General features: G+C 62.6%; 11 protein-coding genes. 5 read left to right on the forward strand and 6 right to left on the reverse strand.

Annotation, left to right across the window (positions count from 1 at the left end):
• The first annotated feature begins 19 nt into the window (after positions 1–19).
• A complete protein-coding gene (locus BUB54_RS09385) occupies positions 20–904 on the forward strand; it encodes a LysR substrate-binding domain-containing protein (protein ID WP_048879887.1) in 885 nt (294 codons plus the stop codon).
• On the opposite strand, the gene BUB54_RS09390 is transcribed toward BUB54_RS09385, so the two are convergent.
• The 4 genes from BUB54_RS09390 to BUB54_RS09405 all read right to left on the reverse strand — a co-directional run bounded on the left by BUB54_RS09390 (position 898) and on the right by BUB54_RS09405 (position 8,930).
• Positions 898–4,734: a translocation/assembly module TamB domain-containing protein gene (locus BUB54_RS09390; protein WP_048879886.1), complete on the reverse strand. Its 3,837-nt coding sequence runs from the start codon at positions 4,732–4,734 to the stop codon at positions 898–900. The genes BUB54_RS09385 and BUB54_RS09390 overlap by 7 nt on opposite strands.
• A gap of 4 nt (positions 4,735–4,738) precedes the next feature.
• Positions 4,739–6,559, reverse strand: a complete 1,821-nt coding sequence (locus tag BUB54_RS09395; protein WP_048879885.1) for an autotransporter assembly complex protein TamA — start codon at positions 6,557–6,559, stop codon at positions 4,739–4,741.
• An 80-nt stretch (positions 6,560–6,639) separates the two neighbouring features.
• The gene (locus tag BUB54_RS09400; protein ID WP_048879884.1) at positions 6,640–7,611 is read right to left on the reverse strand and encodes an RluA family pseudouridine synthase; all 972 of its coding nucleotides are present in this window, start codon (positions 7,609–7,611) and stop codon (positions 6,640–6,642) included.
• The gene (locus BUB54_RS09405; RefSeq protein ID WP_048879883.1) at positions 7,608–8,930 is read right to left on the reverse strand and encodes a replication-associated recombination protein A; all 1,323 of its coding nucleotides are present in this window, start codon (positions 8,928–8,930) and stop codon (positions 7,608–7,610) included. The genes BUB54_RS09400 and BUB54_RS09405 overlap by 4 nt, the downstream gene beginning before the upstream one ends.
• A gap of 91 nt (positions 8,931–9,021) precedes the next feature.
• Between BUB54_RS09405 and BUB54_RS09410 the strand changes: the two genes are divergently transcribed.
• Complete coding sequence (locus BUB54_RS09410; RefSeq protein WP_048879882.1) at positions 9,022–9,255, forward strand: hypothetical protein; 234 nt, start codon at positions 9,022–9,024, stop codon at positions 9,253–9,255.
• Positions 9,256–9,305: 50 nt separating this feature from the next.
• On the opposite strand, the gene BUB54_RS09415 is transcribed toward BUB54_RS09410, so the two are convergent.
• Together BUB54_RS09415 and BUB54_RS09420 are read right to left on the reverse strand one after the other, a co-directional pair.
• On the reverse strand, positions 9,306–10,175 hold the full coding sequence (locus BUB54_RS09415) for a transglutaminase family protein (RefSeq protein WP_048879881.1): 870 nt from the start codon (positions 10,173–10,175) through the stop codon (positions 9,306–9,308).
• Positions 10,176–10,196: 21 nt separating this feature from the next.
• Complete coding sequence (locus tag BUB54_RS09420) at positions 10,197–12,392, reverse strand: circularly permuted type 2 ATP-grasp protein (protein ID WP_241869438.1); 2,196 nt, start codon at positions 12,390–12,392, stop codon at positions 10,197–10,199.
• 329 nt (positions 12,393–12,721) lie between these two features.
• Here BUB54_RS09420 and BUB54_RS09425 point away from each other — a divergent pair, with 329 nt between their 5' ends.
• Genes BUB54_RS09425 through BUB54_RS09435 form a run of 3 tightly spaced genes read left to right on the forward strand, consistent with a single transcriptional unit; the run spans position 12,722 to position 16,784 of the window.
• Positions 12,722–14,197 carry a circularly permuted type 2 ATP-grasp protein gene (locus BUB54_RS09425; RefSeq protein WP_048879880.1) on the forward strand — a complete coding sequence of 492 codons (1,476 nt, stop codon included), beginning with the start codon at positions 12,722–12,724 and terminating at the stop codon, positions 14,195–14,197.
• Positions 14,194–15,210, forward strand: coding sequence for an alpha-E domain-containing protein (locus BUB54_RS09430; RefSeq protein WP_048879879.1), 1,017 nt, complete (start codon positions 14,194–14,196; stop codon positions 15,208–15,210). The genes BUB54_RS09425 and BUB54_RS09430 overlap by 4 nt, the downstream gene beginning before the upstream one ends.
• Positions 15,207–16,784: a hypothetical protein gene (locus BUB54_RS09435; protein WP_048879878.1), complete on the forward strand. Its 1,578-nt coding sequence runs from the start codon at positions 15,207–15,209 to the stop codon at positions 16,782–16,784. Before BUB54_RS09430 ends, BUB54_RS09435 begins: the two co-directional genes overlap by 4 nt.
• Positions 16,785–16,835: the final 51 nt, after the last annotated feature.

Genomic DNA, 16,835 nt, shown 5'->3' on the forward strand with positions numbered 1-16,835 from the left:
CGCTGGCCCTGATGATTGCATGACCCTTGACCAACTCCGTATCTTCATCGCCGTCGCGGCGCGCGAGCATGTGAAACAAGCGGCTTCAGTGCTGCATCTTAGCCCCTCCGCGGTCAGCGCCGCCATTCAGGCGCTGGAAGCACGCCATGGCGTACCGTTGTTTGAGCGTGTGGGCCGGGGCATCCGGCTGACCCAGGCCGGGCATTTATTTCTGGCCCAGGCCCAAACCGTGCTGGCACAGGCCGATGCCGCCGAAGCATTGCTGGAGGAACTAGCGGGTGGCACGCGCGGGCGTCTGGTTTTGGGTGCCAGCCAGACCATCGCCAGCTATTGGCTGCCCCGGCATTTGGCGTCGTTCAGGCTGGCCAACCCTGAAATTGAGCTTGAGCTGAGCATCGGCAACAGCGCTACCGTCGCGGAGGCCGTGCGCCAGGGACGCGCGGAGCTGGGGTTTATCGAAGGCGAGGTGCAAGAACCGGACCTGCTGCGCACCCAGGTCGCCCGCGATGCAATGGTGCTGTTGGTCGCCCCCGGTCATGGCTGGGGGCGCAAGGTCAACCAGGCGGAGATCACCGCGACCCCCTGGGTGCTGCGTGAACCCGGCTCCGGCACCCGCGCGGTTTTTGAAACCGCAATGGCGGCCCGTGACATCGACCCCGCCAGCCTGAACCTAGCGCTGGAACTCCCTTCTAACGAGGCCGTGCGCGGCGCGGTGGAGGCAGGGTTGGGGGCAACTATCCTCTCCAGCTCCGTGGCTGCGCCAAGTCTGGAGGCCGGGCTGCTGCGGCAAGTAGAATTTCCCCTGCCGGACCGTAGTTTCTACCTTCTGCGCGCGGCAAAAACCCGTTCCAGCCCAGCGGCCCGAGCCTTCATGGCGCGGCTGGGCGTCAGCGTGGCTCAGTAATTGAACTGGTAGCTGAGCCCAACGCTGCTGCTGTCTTGGCCGGTGCTGTCCGTGCCGGTGGAGCTTTGTAGCTTCAACCCTTTATAAAGATTGATCTCCACATTGGCTTTTGTGCCTGCACCGCTGGTGGACTGGCTGGCTCCCACATACACGCCCGGCGCCACATATCGCCCCGCTTCAACAGACGGCGCGCCCGAGCCCGAGCTTCCCAGGGAAAGTTGGTCCAGACCCAATGCGTTGCGTACCGAATCCAGTGGCGAGAACCCACCGCCCACACCCGAAATCTGCGCCAGTGCCGCCGCCAGAGAGGCCGCCTGGAACGGCGACAGGCTGGCCGCGCTCTGCGCGAACAAAAGCTGGGCAAGAATTTCATCAGACGGCAAGGGCGGTGAGCTGGTCAGGGTGATCTTGGGCTTGGAGGCCGTGCCGCCAATAATCAGCGTGGCGGTGCCGTTATCGCTGGTGTTGGTGGTGGCCTCCAGATCCAGCGCCGGAATAAACCCGCCGCCATTAAACGCGATACTGCCCGAGGTGAATTGCAGCGTTTTCCCCGCCAGGGAGAAATTGCCGCGAATCAGCTTAAATCCGCCCGAAGGCTGCGGGTTGGCCGCCGTGCCGCCAAGCTTCAGGTCACCACCTAGCTCGGCAAACAGCCCATCACCACGGATAAAGATCTGGTTCTGCGCCTGCACGTCCAGCGCCAGATGAATCGGCGGTGCAGGGGGGGCAGCGGCCTTGGGGGCCGTGGGCGCAGTGCTGGCATCATGGATCGGCAGATTGGCGACCGAGGCAGGCAGCGATTTTGGAATATTGATATTCGCCTTCAGAATATGAATCGACCCGCCCAGCGTTGAAGCGCTTTTCAGCCCGCCTCTCAGCGTCAGTGCGGCGTTCAGGGTCTCGGTCAGCAGGTCAGAGGCAATCGGCGTGGCATGGTCCGCGTTCAGGGCCAGATTCACCGGCAGGGTCGGATTGCCGAGATTGATGGTGCCATGGCCGGTAATCTTGCCTTGTCCCGCCGTGGCGGAGAGGCTTTGCAGCGTGATCAGCTTGTCAGCGGCGGCGATATTCGCGCTGATATCCGTCAGATTTAGGCCAGAGGCGATGTTCTGCACCATGCCCTTGGCCAGTTTCATAGAGCCATCGGCGCGTGGCGCCTTGGGCGTGCCGGCGACACGCATATTGGTCGTCACCACCCCCCGCACCAGATTGCCGCTAGCCGTCAGCAGAGGGTCCAGCAGCTTCAGATTCAGGTGCCCGGCCAGGGTCAGGTCCATCGGCCCTGTCATATTGAGTGGTGCGGTGCCGTTCAGGGTCAGGTTCACATTTGGCCCGGCCTTCACCGACAGATTCAGCCCGGTGCTACGCCCCTTCAGTTGCGCCGTGGCGTTGATATTGGCGGGCGGCAGAGAAGCAGCGGGGCCGCTCTCATCCTTCAGTTTTTGCGCTCTAAGCGTAATCCGCCCGGTGGGGGCCTGCGGCGTTCCGGCAAGCTGCATGTCGGTGGTGACAAGACCGCTCAGCTTCGTGTTCATCTTGGCCAGAACCGGGTTGAGTACGGGCAGATTTACCCGCCCGCTCACCGCCAGCTTCATTGGCCCGGTCATGGTCAGAGGGGCGGTGCCTCGCGCTCTAAGATCCAGATCTTGCCCAGCGAGGGCGGCGAGATTCACATCCACGCTGTTGCCGTGCAGCTTCGCGGTGCCGGAGAGGTTGGCGGCGGGCAGGCCTTCGGTGCTTTTGCTGATATAACGCAGCCCCGTGGCGTTGAGCGTCACTGTTCCGCCCGGAGCTTTTGGCGTTCCGGTCACGTCGGCGGTGAGATTCACAATTCCCGCCGCATCCAGGCTGGGCTCGAACAGCTTAGCCAGCGCCAGATCCAAATTCCTCACCGTCGCCTTGACCTTCATCTCGGGCGAGAGCGTGCCATCCAGCGCGATGCTGGCCTTATCTAGAGCTAGATCCAGATGCCGCACGGTAATGTCCGGCTTGGTGACAATGTCCGCCGGGCCGCGCAGCCGGGCGTTCAGCCCGTGCCACACAGCATCCAGCCTGGTGACATGCGCACTCCGTGCCGGAGCATCGACCACCCCGGCCAGTTTCAGGCGGGCGGGGTAGGAGATGAGCCGCGCGATCGTCGCATCCGCCTGCACCGCCAGCGCGTCCAGCTTGCCTTCGGCGCTCACCGTGCCGTTCACCGCGCCAACGGAGGGTGTGGCCACAACATCCTTCGCCCACACATCCAGCTTCAGCGCTTGGTCATCCTGGTAAGCAAAATCCGCCTTCGCCGCGCCGCGCATCCTGGTGCCGGTAAACACATCGAAATCCGCCAGCGCCCCCAGCGTCAGGCTGGCCGTGCCGGTGGGCAGCTTGGCTCCGGCGGCCAAATTCAAATCCGCCACTGCGTCCAGGGACTTCCAAGTTGCCTTGGTCAGCGTCACACTGGCCGCGCCGGTTTTGTCAAGGCTGAACGCGGCATCCAGCATCAGTGGCGCTCCGGCCAGCGTGCCGGTGCCAGTGAGCGTGCCGTGCGGCGTGGCCGGCAGATGCGTGGCGTGCAGCGTGACCTTGAACGCGCCGGAGGGTACGTCCGGCACCGTGACATTACCGGTGAGGTCAGCATCCGCCGTAAAATCCTGCGGGTTGCCAGCTACGTGGCTGTGCAGTTGCACGGCCCCGGTAAGGCGCGGCGCCAGTGTGGCAAGGCTGTCCAGCTTAGCGTCGGTAATCAGGTCAATACGTTTTTCATCCAGCGTGCCATGGCCGTTCAGGCTGAATTGCGGGCCATCCAGCGCCACTTGGCCCAGCGTTACCTTCTTGCCTTGTAGGCTGGCGAGAATAGACAAATCCGTGCGCCCGGACAGTAGCTTGTCCAGCCCGGCGGGGGCCTGGGTCAACTCCACATGGCCTTTCAGCGCCAAGGTCGCGCCGTCTTTCTTGCCGGTCTGCTTCACCACCAGATGCAGCCGGGTCTCCCCGATGAGCGATTGCTTGGCGAGGTTACCGAACGGCGCCAAAGCAGGCACCGTCAATGTTACATCCGCGAATGGATGATTAGGGTCCAGCCCCAACCTCCCGGCCATGTTCAGCTTCGCCGCGCCCAGCGCCAGCGCGGCATTCAGGTTGGCGGCGTCACGCGGGCCGCTCAGCGCCACCTTCATGGTCAGCGGCAGCCGGACATCCGGCCCCGAGAAATGGCCGATCAACCCGTCCGGCGGCTCGTTCACATATAGCTTCATCGCCACGTTTCGCGGGTCCAGCGTGGCGGAGAGCAGATAATCCGCCTTGCCATCCGGCGTGGTGGCGTCCAGCGTGATGTTCCCATGCTGGGCGTCGCGCAGATGGGTGGAACCGATGACATGCAGTGCCACCGCCTCGCCCGCGAGGGAGGGCGCAATTCGCAGCGTGCCGATCTCCAGCTTGTCGAGATTCAGCCGCCAGGCGGGCAGACTGCTCTTGCCGCTGCTCTTGCTTTTGCCCGCCGGGTAGGCCGGGCTTCGCGTCATGTCGATGCTCTGGGCGGTGAGCGCCAGCACGGACACATTGCCCCTCAGAAGCGCCAGCGGCGACCATTTCAGCTCAACCTGCCGGCCGGAGAGCCAAGCCCCCTTGGGGTCCATCACCTCAAAACGGGCCAGCTTGATATCCGCCGGAAAATGCCCGCCTAGGCCGCTAAGATGGATATAATCCGCGCCGTATTTATTAATCTCGCGCAACGCGAATTGGCGTCCGGCCTCGCTATTCAGCGCCACCACCAGCCCGGCCGCCAGCACCAGCAGCAAAACCAGCAGCGCCAGAAGCCCAAGGAGAATCCGTTTCAGCCAGCGCATGGGATCAGAACGCCTCCCCCAGCCCGATATAAAGCGCGAACGCGCTGCTGCCCGCCGTGCGCTTCATCGGAAACGCGATATCCGCGCGGATTGGGCCGATTGAGGTGTAATACCGCGCGCCAAGCCCCATACCAACCCGCACGGTGCCCTTAAACGGCGCGGAACCCGCACTCACTTGCCCGGCATCAATAAACGGCACGATGCCGATGCTCTTGGTGATATGCTGGCGGAATTCGAAATTTATGGCATCCATCGCCAGCCCGCCTTCTGGTTTGTCATCCGGGAAAAGCGGCCCGATAGTCTGGTAGGAATAACCGCGCACCGTGCCCGAGCCGCCCGCGTAAAAGCGCTGGTCCGGTGGTACGCCAAACTGGCTAGTGCCCTGAATACTGCCCACCACCCCATGCATGGCCACAACTCCCCAAGCCTTGCGTTCCACCGGCCAGTACACGGAGCCGGTGCCCAGCAGAATCACGAACGGGCTGTGAGTGTTGCCCACCACCGGGTAGGTGGGGGTGGCGGTGAAGGTGAGCGTATGGCCGCGCGTGGGCTCCAGTACGCTGTTAGAGGTGTCCCAGGTGAAATTAATGGGAAATTGCGCCAGTACATAGGTACGCGTCACGCCTTCCTGGTACACGCGCTCATTGATGAAGCTGGGGCCGTAGCTGATGCTGGTATTGGCGGTGATTGGCCGTGAGAGCGAGGCGCCCAGCAAGATCCCGGTGCGGTTATAAGCAGTGAGGGATTCCTTCAGCCCCTCGACGGAGAGGGTGAGCGTCTGCCTGCGTACATAATAATCCGGCTTGGTAAACACGCCTTTGAGGTCATAGCCCGGGGCGGTGGTGCCGGTGCCGCCCAGCCCGTTGGCGGTGGCCGAGAGCGTGAAGGTCTCCGCCCGGCCGAACACATTGCGGTCCTTCCAACTCGTCCCGATGGAAAAGCCGGTATCCGTGGCATAAGCGCCGGAGAGCGAGACGGTATGCCGCTTCATTTCCGCGACATGAAAGGTAATCGGCACCTGTCCATCGGTCGCCTTCTCCGCAGGTACCGGCGTCACGGAGGAGAAAACGCCCAGCCCCAGCAACGATGTCCGCGCATTCTGTAACGCGGTGTCGGAGTAAGGTTGCCCGGCATGCAGTCTGATATGTCGGCGCAGGAAGTCAGGCTTGGTGCGTTTCAAGCCGGAGAAGCTGACTTGGCCGATATCCACGCGCGGGCCGGGTGTCACACTATAGCTCACATTCAGCGTGTGCTGGTTTTGGTTGGCCACGGCATAAGGTGGGCTGACCTTGGCGAAGGCATAGCCCGCATTGCGAAGGTCCTTGGTCAGCCTGCCCTGGGCGGCGAGCACAGGTGCCGCATCCGCTGTCTGCCCGGCATGAATCCCCGGCCGCGCCTTGAAGCCCGTGGGCAGGCCGGTGATATCAACCTTCCCTAGCGTGAAAAGCGGCCCTTTATCGGTTTTGACCTCGATTTTCGCTTGGCCCGCATCCGGCAGCTTGTTGAGATGCGCAAGCAGCGCCGGGTCATCCAGCGTCATGCCGTCGATGGTAATGTGGGTCTGTCCGGCATCATAACCCAGCGAATGTAGCACAGTGATAAACTGCTTCTCATCCGCCCGCGCCCGGCCGATCAAAGCGAACGGGGCAGGGGGCAGCTTGGTTTGCAGCGAGACCAGCGTGGAGGTTTGCTTCAACAGCCCGTCGAGCTGCGTATTGCCGGAGGGCGCGAACATAACATTGTAGTGTACCGGGTCCGCCCCTTGCGCGGCATTACCGCCGAGGGTCAGGCACAGGCACAGAAGAGGTTTGGTCCACCGGCGCATAGTCGTGATGTGGCAGGGTTTTGCGCCGGTTTCCACCCTGTTAAGGCTTAACCGCTTGTAATGTCATGGAGAAAAACGGCTCAACGCCCGTTACGGTGCGGCTTTTCGGCCTCCGGCGCGGGGAAGCCCAGATAATTCAGCCCCGCCAGCATATGTTTCGGCAGCGGCGCTTCCACGGTAAGGCTTCCGCCTTCCGGGTGCGGAAAAATCAGGCGCCGCGCGTGTAGATGCAGCTGGTCCGCGAAATGCTCGGAGAAAATGCCGCCATACACCTCATCCCCCAATATCGGCGTACCCAGGGCCAGACAATGCGCGCGCAACTGGTGCATCCGCCCGGTATGCGGGTTCAACTCCACCAGGGAGAATTTCTTGCCCGCCTTATCCAGCACTCGATAATCCGTAATCGCCTTCTGCGCCTCCTTATCCTTGCGCGAGGCCGGTTCGGACCGTGAAGTCTGGCCGAGATCAATCCGCTTCAGTGGCAGATCAATCCGCCCCTCAAGCTGTTCCGGCAGCCCGGCCAGCAGCGCCCAGTAGGTTTTCGCCACATCCCGTCCCCGGAACGCGGCGGACAGCTTGCTCGCCACCCGGCCTGAACGCGCGATCACCAAAATCCCGGACGTATCCCGGTCCAGCCGGTGCACCAGCTTCGGGCGTTCAGGATGGTCGCCTTGCAGCGCGTCCAGCATCCCGTCCACATGCACCGCAATGCCCGAGCCGCCCTGCACCGGCAGCCCGGCGGGTTTGTTCAGTACAATCACCGACTCGTCGCTATAGAGCACCATGCGCTCCAGCTCCTTGGTGCGGGCCTCGTCCATTTTCACCACCTGGCGCTGCTTCGGCGCCTCGGCGGGCGGCGCGATCTCGGGCACGCTCAACACATCGCCTTGCGTCAAACGGGCATTGGCTTCGGCGCGGTTGCCGTTCAGGCGGATCTTGCCGGTACGCAGCAGTTTCTGCAGCACGCCCTGGGTGAGGCCGGGCACTTCGCGGCGCAGAAATCGGTCCAGCCGCATATCCGCCCCGGCTTCGGGTACTTGAATCTCAGTCATTGCCTCTCTTCGCGCAATTTTGCCCAATAAGCGAGGCGCTTGAGGATCTCGCGTTCAAAACCGCGCTCGACGGGCCGGTAAAAATCTGGCCGTCCCATGCCCTCGGGAAAATAATTGTCACCGGAGAACCCTTCCTCGGTGTCGTGATCGTACTGATAATCCTTCCCGTAGCCGAGATTTTTCATCAGCTTGGTCGGCGCGTTCAGGATATTCATGGGCGGCATCAGGCTGCCGGTTTCCTTCGCTGCCCGGTTGGCAGCGCCGATGGCCTTGTAAACCGCGTTGGATTTCGGCGCCGTGGCCAGATACACCACCGCTTGCGCGATACACACCTCTCCCTCCGGCGAGCCCAGCCGTTCATAAGCTTCCCACGCGGCCAGCGCCTGGGGCAGGGCTTGCGGGTCCGCGAGGCCGATATCCTCCGCCGCGAAGCGCGTCACCCGCCGCGCGATATAGCGCGGGTCCTCCCCGCCCGCGAACATCCGCGCCAACCAGTACAACGCCGCATCCGGGTCCGAGCCGCGCATGGATTTATGTAAGGCGGAGATCAGATTATAATGCTCCTCCCGGTCCCGGTCATACAAAGCCGCTCGGCGGGAGAGCAACTGCCCCAGCGCGGCCTCATCCAGCCTTGGCTCAGGCGGCAGGGCAAAAAGCTGCTCTGCCATGTTTAGCAAGGCCCGCCCATCGCCATCCGCCATGGCGCGCAGGCTGGCCCGCGCGCCTTCGGTCAGCGGCAGTTTCTCTCCGGTCTCGTCCTCCGCCCGGCTAAGCAACTGCTCCATCGCCGTATCGTCCAGCCGCCTCAGCACAAACACCTGGGCGCGCGAGAGTAGTGCGCCGTTCAGCGCGAAGCTGGGATTCTCAGTGGTTGCGCCAATCAGTGTGATCGTCCCCGCCTCCACCACCGGCAAAAACGCATCCTGTTGGGCGCGGTTGAAGCGGTGGATCTCATCCACGAATAAAAGCGTGGCCTTGCCCGCTCGGTGCAGGCGGGTGGCCTCGTCAAACACTTTCTTAAGGTCAGCTACGCCGGAGAACACCGCCGAAATCTGTTTGAATTGCAGCCCCGCCGCATCCGCCAACAACCTCGCGATGGTGGTTTTGCCCACCCCCGGCGGCCCCCACAAAATCAGTGAAGCCAGGGAGCCGCGCTTGAGCATCCCCGTCAGGCTGCCTTCCGGCCCCAGCAGATGGTCCTGGCCCACCACCTCGTTCAACGCTTTTGGCCGCAGCCTTTCAGCCAGTGGTTGCGGTCCAGCCGGGCGGCTGGGGGTGGGCGCGGAAGCAGCGGGGCCAAACAGATCATCATCCTGCATGGCGGATATTTAATCGCAACCATGCGTGCCCGCCATGGCGCGGCATCCGATTAAGATTGAAGCCTTGCCGCCTCTGCCCTAGATTTCCAGCATGGCAAAAGAAAACGGCCCGGTGCTCGACATGACACCCGATGGGCAATTCGTCGAGCCGTCCAAACCCTCTTTGACGCAGATATTGCTGCGTCTCGTGGCATTCGGCCTCGCGCTCTGCGTGGGCGCGGTAATGATCTGGACGGCTTTCATCATCATCCCCATCCTGCTCGTTCTGGGTTTCGCGGGGTATTTGTTCATGCGCGGCCGGGGCGCTGGCTGGCGGTCGTTCTGACATGAAAAAAGCCGGATAACTTCCGGCTTTGCTCGGGTGGCGGGGCAGGGTCAGGTCAAGACCGGCTCCAGATCCACCCCCACCGTCAGAATATGCCGCCCGCCGCCCAAAATCACACCGCGCAACGGCGAGACATCGGTAAAATCCCGACCCCAGGCTAGGGTTACGTGCTCGTCCGTCGCCATTAGATTATTGGTGGGGTCAAAATCCACCCATCCGATATCAGGTCCCGCCCAAGCGCTGACCCAGGCATGGCTCTGGTCCGCTCCGCGCCGTTTTTCTTGCCCCGGAGGCGGCAGCGTGCGCAGATAGCCGGACACATAGCGCCCCGGCAGCCCCAAAGCGCGCAGACAGGCCAGCATGAAATGCGCATAATCCTGGCAGACGCCGGTGCGTGTGTGCAGAATATGCAGCGCTGTGGTGAAATTATTGGTGACGCCCGGCCTATAGCTCATCTCGGTAAAGATGCGCTGGTTCAGCTCCAGCAACGCCTCCAATATATACCGTCCCGGCCGGAAGGTCACCGCCGCATAATCCGCAACGCCGCCCCCAGGGGCCGCCAGCTTGCTGGGCAGGCAGAACTCGACCACCTCCGGCTCCTGCTGGGCCCAGGCGGCAATGGCTTCCCAGCGAGGTGTCTGGCTGGCATGCGGCGGCAGCGGCTGATTCACCTCCACTGTGGCGCTCAGCGTCACGCTGAACTGCTTATGCGCCCCGGTGAGCGAGACGCTGGTGGTGCGGTTGCCGAAATGGTCGATCTCATCGCGCCGGTTATCTGGGCCGGGGGCGATATCAAGCTGCGCCTCCCGCACAATCTGGCCGGGCCGTTCGCGCGGGAGCAGATGCATGAAATGCGTGCCGATCACTACCGGTTCGGTGTAATCATAGGTCGTGGCGTGGTTCAGGCGATAAAGCGTCATGTTATGGTGAATGTTGGCGGATTATTGCGCCGCTTCCAAGAGCTCGTCCTCTTCCAGCGCGTGGGCTGCGGGCAGCAGGGTGAAGAAACGCCGCTGCACATGGTCTGAGAGCGTGCGAAGCCGCGCGCCGGCGTTGCTGAGCGTCGCGCGCAAGGCGATGCCGTTGCCCGCCAGATTGACGATATCCTGCAATAGTTGTTTGGCGGTCTCCGCATCGTCATCGGCTCCCAACCGCTCCAGGCAGGCGCGCAAGGCGTGGCACTGATACGCCAGGGAGCGTGGGTTGGACATATCCGCCAGCAACATCGCCAAAACCGGGCCAGGCGCCATGATGCCCGCATGGCGCAGCCCGTAACTCAGCACTGAATCCGCCAGCTCAATCCCCAGCGCCATGCCCGGCTCCAGCCGTTCCACCGGACCGTCCAGCAAAATCGCCAGCGTTTCGGCCAGCGCGTCGCCACGCTCCAGCCGCCGCCCCATTTCCAGGAACAGCCAGCCGCCATCGCGGGACATATTCTCCGCCGCGATCCCCGCAAAGGTCGCGGTGAAGCTCAGCAGGGTCGACAGCGCGGCCTCCTCGTTGGGCAGCGCCTCCGTGGCCTGCTGCAAGGCAAAGCGCACGGTGGCGAGCATGGAGGGCGAAAGCCGCTCGGCGGAAGCATCCACCAGCCGCGCGACCTCCTTCAACAGCCCGGCAATCGGCTTGCGCCGCGCCAATGTCTGCCGCAGCAGCCGCCCGGAAATCGCAGTGCCCGCAATATCCGCCGGCAACAGCCCGGCCTGGGCCAGGCAGCGGGAGATCAGTGCCCGCTCCGCCAAGTCGCGCGGCAGGGAAGTGCCGGATTCCAGGCGCGGAATCGCCAGCAGCAGCAGCCGCACGGCGGCCTCCAGTCGTTCCACGGAGCGTCCGAGCCAGAACAGATTATCCGCCAGCCGCGAGGGCAGGTGCGCCGCAGCCAGGAACTTCACTTTCTCGGGCGGTTCAGCGGGTTGGGCGCCGGAGATCATGCGCGGCTCCTCGCTATCCAGTACCCAAAGATCCTTGGTGCCTAGCCCGGCGGGCGCGCCTGCGGCGTTCAGCGGCAGGCCCAGACCGCCGGGCAGCACCTGCCAGTCCTGCCCGTCATGCCAGGCGAACAGCCGCAGAAAATGCGGAGCCTTGATGCTGGTGCCATCCGGTCCCAGAAACGGCGCTGTGGAGGCCAGTTCCAGACTATGCTCATCTGCCCGCTGCAACCACGGCGGCTCGCCCAGCAGCGGCTCGAACAGCTCCTGCAGATACGGCAGCAGCGCCTCTGACTCGACCAGCTTGCTGCCGGGCGCGTTCAGGATGGAGAGCACCCCGGCGCGAATGGCCCCGAACGAGCCGGGAATCCCCGCCCCTGGCCGTCCGCCTTGTTCTAGCGGATCAAGGTCGATGCCTGACACCCCCCGGATAATCGTGGACACATGCAAAAGCCCGCTCAGCGTTTTAATATGCAGCGCGCCGTTGCGGGCCGCGAGATCGGCATGTTCGATCATCAACACACCTAGCGCGCGGGCGAGCAGCGTGTCGTCAAAACCGTCGAACTTGTCCACCGTGCCATCGGACAGCAAGGCAACCAGCCCGCCCTCGGCCTCGCGCTGGAGGTGGTCGATCAGCATTTCCCGCGCCGGGCGGATTGAGCGCAGATCCCCCATCCTGAACAATTCCGGCAGGGTGCCGTTGGTTAGCCGCCGCAAGGTCAGCGCGTGGCCCAGCCCGGGAATCACGCCGGTATGGTCACGCATCAGCAAAAACCGCCCGTCCGGCGCGCGGATCACATCCGCCGCGTAAAGCCCCAAGCGCGGCGCGGGCAGCGGGGCAAGGGTGTGCAGCGGGCGCAGAAAATAGGGGTCGCCATAAACCAGCGCCGGCGGCAACTGGCCCCGATGCAGCAGGGTTTGTGGGCCGTACACATCCTCGAGCACCTGCGACAGCAGGTTGGCGCGCTGGCGTACAGCGTCTTCCAGCACGGCGAAATCCTCGGCGGTGAGCAGCGCGGGCAAGGGGTCGTAAAGCCGTGTAAGCTGCGACCCAAGCGGTGCCGCCAGACGCATTTGCCGGTTCAGCGCCGCCGTCCTGCGGCCCAACTCGTCATTCCCAATCTCCCGGATGGCGGACAAAATCTGGGCCCAAGGGGCCTTGGTCCGGCCCTGGCGGTCCAGCGTTTCATCAAGCGGTGCGATCGGCTGCATTTCGGCAGATTTAACAGAGAGGCAGGCAAGTGCCTACCTGCACCGGATACGGACAGATTTCTTGGTCCGCCGTTTGCATAGGTTTGTTTCGGACATGACGAATCATCAGGAGGAATATCTTGCGGAGATGGAAGTTTTGCGGTCAGACTGACCGTGCACCATGACGTATCGGCGCCAAATTCTGGGTGACGCATGCTGAAATGCTGGGCAAAAGCGGCCTGGGTGGTGTTTCTCGTGCCAGGGCATGGTCAGGCCCTGACAAATTTATTCAAGAGTTTCAAAATTTTCTGCTCCCTCTTTACTCGCGTGCGCGCGCAGGAGGCACTGGCTTGAACGAAATTTTCCATAATCTGTGGCCCGAATACGATTCCGGCCGCTTCTTTTGCGAACTGACCGCCCCCCGCCCTGATGTTGGCCCTGTGCCGCAATGGTTGGCCGAACGGCTGCAAACCATTGGGCTGGAGGCACTGCGGAGCCGCGCCTCCGCCGCGGAAACGGATTTGATCGATCTCGGCGTGACCTTTACGGTCTATTCAGACGCCACGGCGATCGACCGTATCCTGCCCTTTGATTGTATCCCGCGCATCTTAACAGCCTCTGAATGGGATCTGCTGGAGCGCGCCTGCATCCAGCGCGTGCAGACGCTGAATCTGTTTCTGGGCGATATCTACGGCAAGGGCCAAGTGGTGAAAGACGGGATTATTCCCGCCGAGCTCGTCTATGGCAATTCCAATTACCGCCCGGAAATGAAGGATTTTCCGGTGCCCCACGGAACTTATTTGCATGTTTGCGGCATCGATATCATCCGCGATGAAAAAGGTGACTTCCGGGTTCTGGAGGATAATGCCCGCACGCCCTCCGGCGTTTCCTACGTCATCGAAAACCGGCATCTGATGCTGCGGACCTTCCCGGACCTGATGGCTGGCATTAAGCTCAAGCCCGTGGATGATTACGGTCGCCGCCTGCGCGCGGCCATGGCGGAGGTTGCCCCCGGCGACCATGCAGACCCGCAGGTGGTTCTGCTCTCACCGGGCATCTACAATTCCGCTTATTTCGAGCATGTGTTCCTGGCGCGTGAGATGGGCGTGCCATTAGTGGTTGGCGCTGACTTGGTGGTGGAAAAAGACCGCGTGTTCATGCGTACCACCTCCGGGCTGAAACCGGTCCACACCATCTATCGTCGTTTGAATGATGACTTCCTGGACCCTGAGGTATTCCGGCCTGACTCCATGCTGGGCGTGCCGGGTTTGATTCGTGCCTGGAAAAAAGGCAATGTCGCTATTGCCAACGCAGTGGGCACCGGCGTAGCGGATGACAAGGCGGTCTATGCCTACATGCCCCGGATCATCAAATATTATTTGGGCGAAGAACCGCTGATCCAGAACGTGGACACCCATATCTGCCGCGAGGAAGAGGGGTTGAACTACACGCTGGCGAATCTCGACAAGCTGGTCACCAAGCCGGTGGGTGAAAGCGGCGGGTATGGTATCACTATCGGCCCGCGCGCCTCCAAGGAGGAACTAGAGACTGTCCGTGAGACCATTAAGGCCAACCCTGATAACTGGATCAGCCAGCCAATGATCGGCCTCTCCGTCGGGCCAACCTTGGCGGAAGACGGCATCGGCCCGCGCCATCTGGACCTGCGACCTTTTATTATCACGGGCCGTGATAGCTGGGTTCTGCCCGGCGGGTTATCACGAGTCGCAATGAAGAAGGGCTCGCTTATTGTGAATTCCAGCCAGGGCGGCGGGTCGAAGGACACCTGGGTACTGGCCGAACGCTATGGCCAAGGAGGCAAGTCATGAATCATATGCGTGACCCCGGCTTGCTAGCCCGCGATGCCGAAGGGCTGTTCTGGATGGCGCGCTATCTGGAACGCGTCGAGAATATAGCCAGGCTGATCGACGTGACCCAGAGCTTCGAAAGCCCCGGCTTTGAAACGGAAGCCTGGTACGGGCTGATTCGTATCAACGCGGACGAGGCGAATTTCCGTGAGCGCGGCTTCTCGGCCGATGCGGTGCATGTGAAGCGATTTTATCTTCTGGATAAAGGCAACAGCACGTCCATCCCCGCGTGCCTGGAAGGGGCACGGACCAATGCCCGCACGCTGCGCCCGTTGATGAGCACGGAGATGTGGAGACAAATCAATATGTTCCATCGCTTTGTCTCGCGCATTACGCCGGAGAATCTGGAAGGGGACGCGCTCTCGCGCCTCTGCACCAAGATAAAGGAGGGCGTGCAGGCCCATACCGGCATTACCCAGGGTACTCTGCACCGCGACCAGGGGTGGTATTTTTACGAGTTGGGCCGCTATATCGAACGTGCGGACCAGACCACCCGTATGCTGGACATTAAATACACCGCCCTGTTGCCGCGCGGCAAAGAGGAAAAGCGCGTGGCGGAGCTGACCCAATGGAATGCGATTTTGCGTGCCGCGGCGGGGTATCATGCGTTCAAGCGTCAGGCGCGGGCGCAGTTCGCACCGGAGGATGTGGTGCATTTTCTGCTTCGCGATCCGTCCAGCCCGCGTTCGGCCTTGCTGTGTATCCGCCGGATTGAGTCACATTTGGATGATCTGCGGCGCTATTACGGGCTGTCTACCGTGGCGGAAGCGCTGGAGCTTTCGGAGATGTTGCGTGAACTGATCTTGGAAAAGCCGCTTGGCCATATTCTCGCCACCGGGCTGCATGAATATCTGGATCTCATTCAAATCCACCTGCATGAGCTGGCGGGAGCGGTTGGTCGTGTCTTCTTCCGGGATTGGCGACCAGCCCCCATCTCAGCCCAGAAGCAGGTCCAGACCCAGGTTAGTGCTTGAGCTCTTCGACTTGTTCTGAACCGGATAAAGCGGTCCGCCCGGCTGGTGTTTCAGGCTGGGGCTGGCCGCTTTTTGTGTTTGTGCTGGCCTTGCTGCCCCGGCTGTTTGAGTTGGGACGTCAGCCTTTATGGCTGGATGAAGTGCTTACTCTCAACCGAGCCTCTTTGGCGCCGGGGGCGTTGGCGCTGAACTCTTTTCAGAACCACCACATGCCGGGCTTTTTTCTGTTGCTTTCGCCACTCACCGGACTGGGGGAGCCGCAATTCTGGCTGCGTGTGCCCTCAGCCATTTTTGGCGCCGTCGCGGTGATGCTGGTGTTCATGATCGCGGCGCGGCTGGCGGGCTGGCTGGCTGGCGGGCTGGCGGCGCTGGTTTTGGGGCTTTCACCCGCCGTGCTGGGCTTCGCGCAGGAAGCGCGCTCTTACACGCTGGTGATGACGCTGATTCTGGTGGCGCTGTATGGCGTGACCCGACTGGCGCAGGATTTGCGCGCGGCGGGGCAAGGGTTCCGGGCCGCCAAGGCCGGGTGGTTGTGCTTTGTGCTGGGCACGGCTGCGGCGCTGGATGTGCTGGGCGATGCCGTGCCCTGGTGGCTGGCCGCGAATCTGATTTTTTTCTTCCTGCTGCCCTTCACTCCGGCGCGGTGGCGGCTTGTGCGCAATGTGCTGCTGGCGGATCTGGCGGTACTTTTGCTGACTGCGCCGCTTTATGCGCTGCTGCTGCATTATCAGGCGGAGAGCGTGGCCCACAGCCTGGGCTGGATTCCAAAGCTGGATGCAAAGCGGGTCTGGTATAATTTTGGCGCAGTATATCTGATGCATGTACCGGACTGGGTGTCGTTCCGGTTTCTGACGCGTCATGCGGTGCCGGGGGTGGTCTGGCTGGTTGACGCACTGCTGCTGGCGGCGTTGGCGGCCGCAGTCTGGCGGTTGCGGCGGCGGGTGACGCTCCTGATAGTGCTGGGCATTGCGTTCCTGCTTTTGCCGTGCCTGTTCTTGCTGCTCTCGCTTTGGCATCCTGTGCTGCTGCCGCGCTATCTCCTATGGAGCGCGGCGCCGATGGCGGTGCTGGTGGGTATTGGCGGCGCGGCGCTGCTGGAAGCACGCCCCGTGGCCGTGCGCGGGCTGGCGGTGGTGGCGGTGGCCGGGCTGTTGCTGGTGAATCTGCTTCCTTATTATAAAGACGAGGCGAAGCCGCGCTGGGATCTGGCGGCGCAAATTCTGGCTCGGGAGTTCAGCCCCGGTGACATGATTTTATTCTCGGATGGTGGGGCGGTGCCGATTTTGAAGGTCTATCTGCCCAAGGCGGCGCGAGAGACCGTGTTGAGCCACCCTTATGGCGGCCTGCACCATGCCGAAGCGGCGCTGAACCAGGGGCGGCGCGTGTGGGTGGTGTATGGTCATGCCGGGCAGAATACCGGCACGGCACGCCAGTTTTTCGCCAAGATGCAGACGCTGGGCGTGCCCAGCAAGGTACAGGCGGCGGGGCGGCGGATTGCGATTGTGCTTTATGCACCGGGCCAGCATCTCGCCAGCTGTACGGAGCTGGCGGAGCAGGACGGGATTTGCGGCTGAACCGGCCATAAAAAACGCCGCCAGGCGGAGCTTGGCGGCGTTTGCAGCGAG

Source organism: Acidocella aminolytica 101 = DSM 11237 (assembly GCF_900129125.1).
GTDB classification, from domain to species: Bacteria; Pseudomonadota; Alphaproteobacteria; order Acetobacterales; family Acetobacteraceae; genus Acidocella; species Acidocella aminolytica.

Bases quoted from the DNA above. Each gene is read 5' to 3' on its own strand.
- BUB54_RS09390 (WP_048879886.1), bottom strand. From the start codon at position 4,734: ATGCGCTGGCTGAAACGGATTCTCCTTGGGCTTCTGGCGCTGCTGGTT.
- BUB54_RS09405 (WP_048879883.1), bottom strand. From the start codon at position 8,930: ATGCAGGATGATGATCTGTTTGGCCCCGCTGCTTCCGCGCCCACCCCC.
- BUB54_RS09400 (WP_048879884.1), bottom strand. From the start codon at position 7,611: ATGACTGAGATTCAAGTACCCGAAGCCGGGGCGGATATGCGGCTGGAC.
- BUB54_RS09410 (WP_048879882.1), top strand. From the start codon at position 9,022: ATGGCAAAAGAAAACGGCCCGGTGCTCGACATGACACCCGATGGGCAA.
- BUB54_RS09415 (WP_048879881.1), bottom strand. From the start codon at position 10,175: ATGACGCTTTATCGCCTGAACCACGCCACGACCTATGATTACACCGAA.
- BUB54_RS09385 (WP_048879887.1), top strand. From the start codon at position 20: ATGACCCTTGACCAACTCCGTATCTTCATCGCCGTCGCGGCGCGCGAG.
- BUB54_RS09420 (WP_241869438.1), bottom strand. From the start codon at position 12,392: ATGCAGCCGATCGCACCGCTTGATGAAACGCTGGACCGCCAGGGCCGG.
- BUB54_RS09395 (WP_048879885.1), bottom strand. From the start codon at position 6,559: ATGCGCCGGTGGACCAAACCTCTTCTGTGCCTGTGCCTGACCCTCGGC.
- BUB54_RS09430 (WP_048879879.1), top strand. From the start codon at position 14,194: ATGAATCATATGCGTGACCCCGGCTTGCTAGCCCGCGATGCCGAAGGG.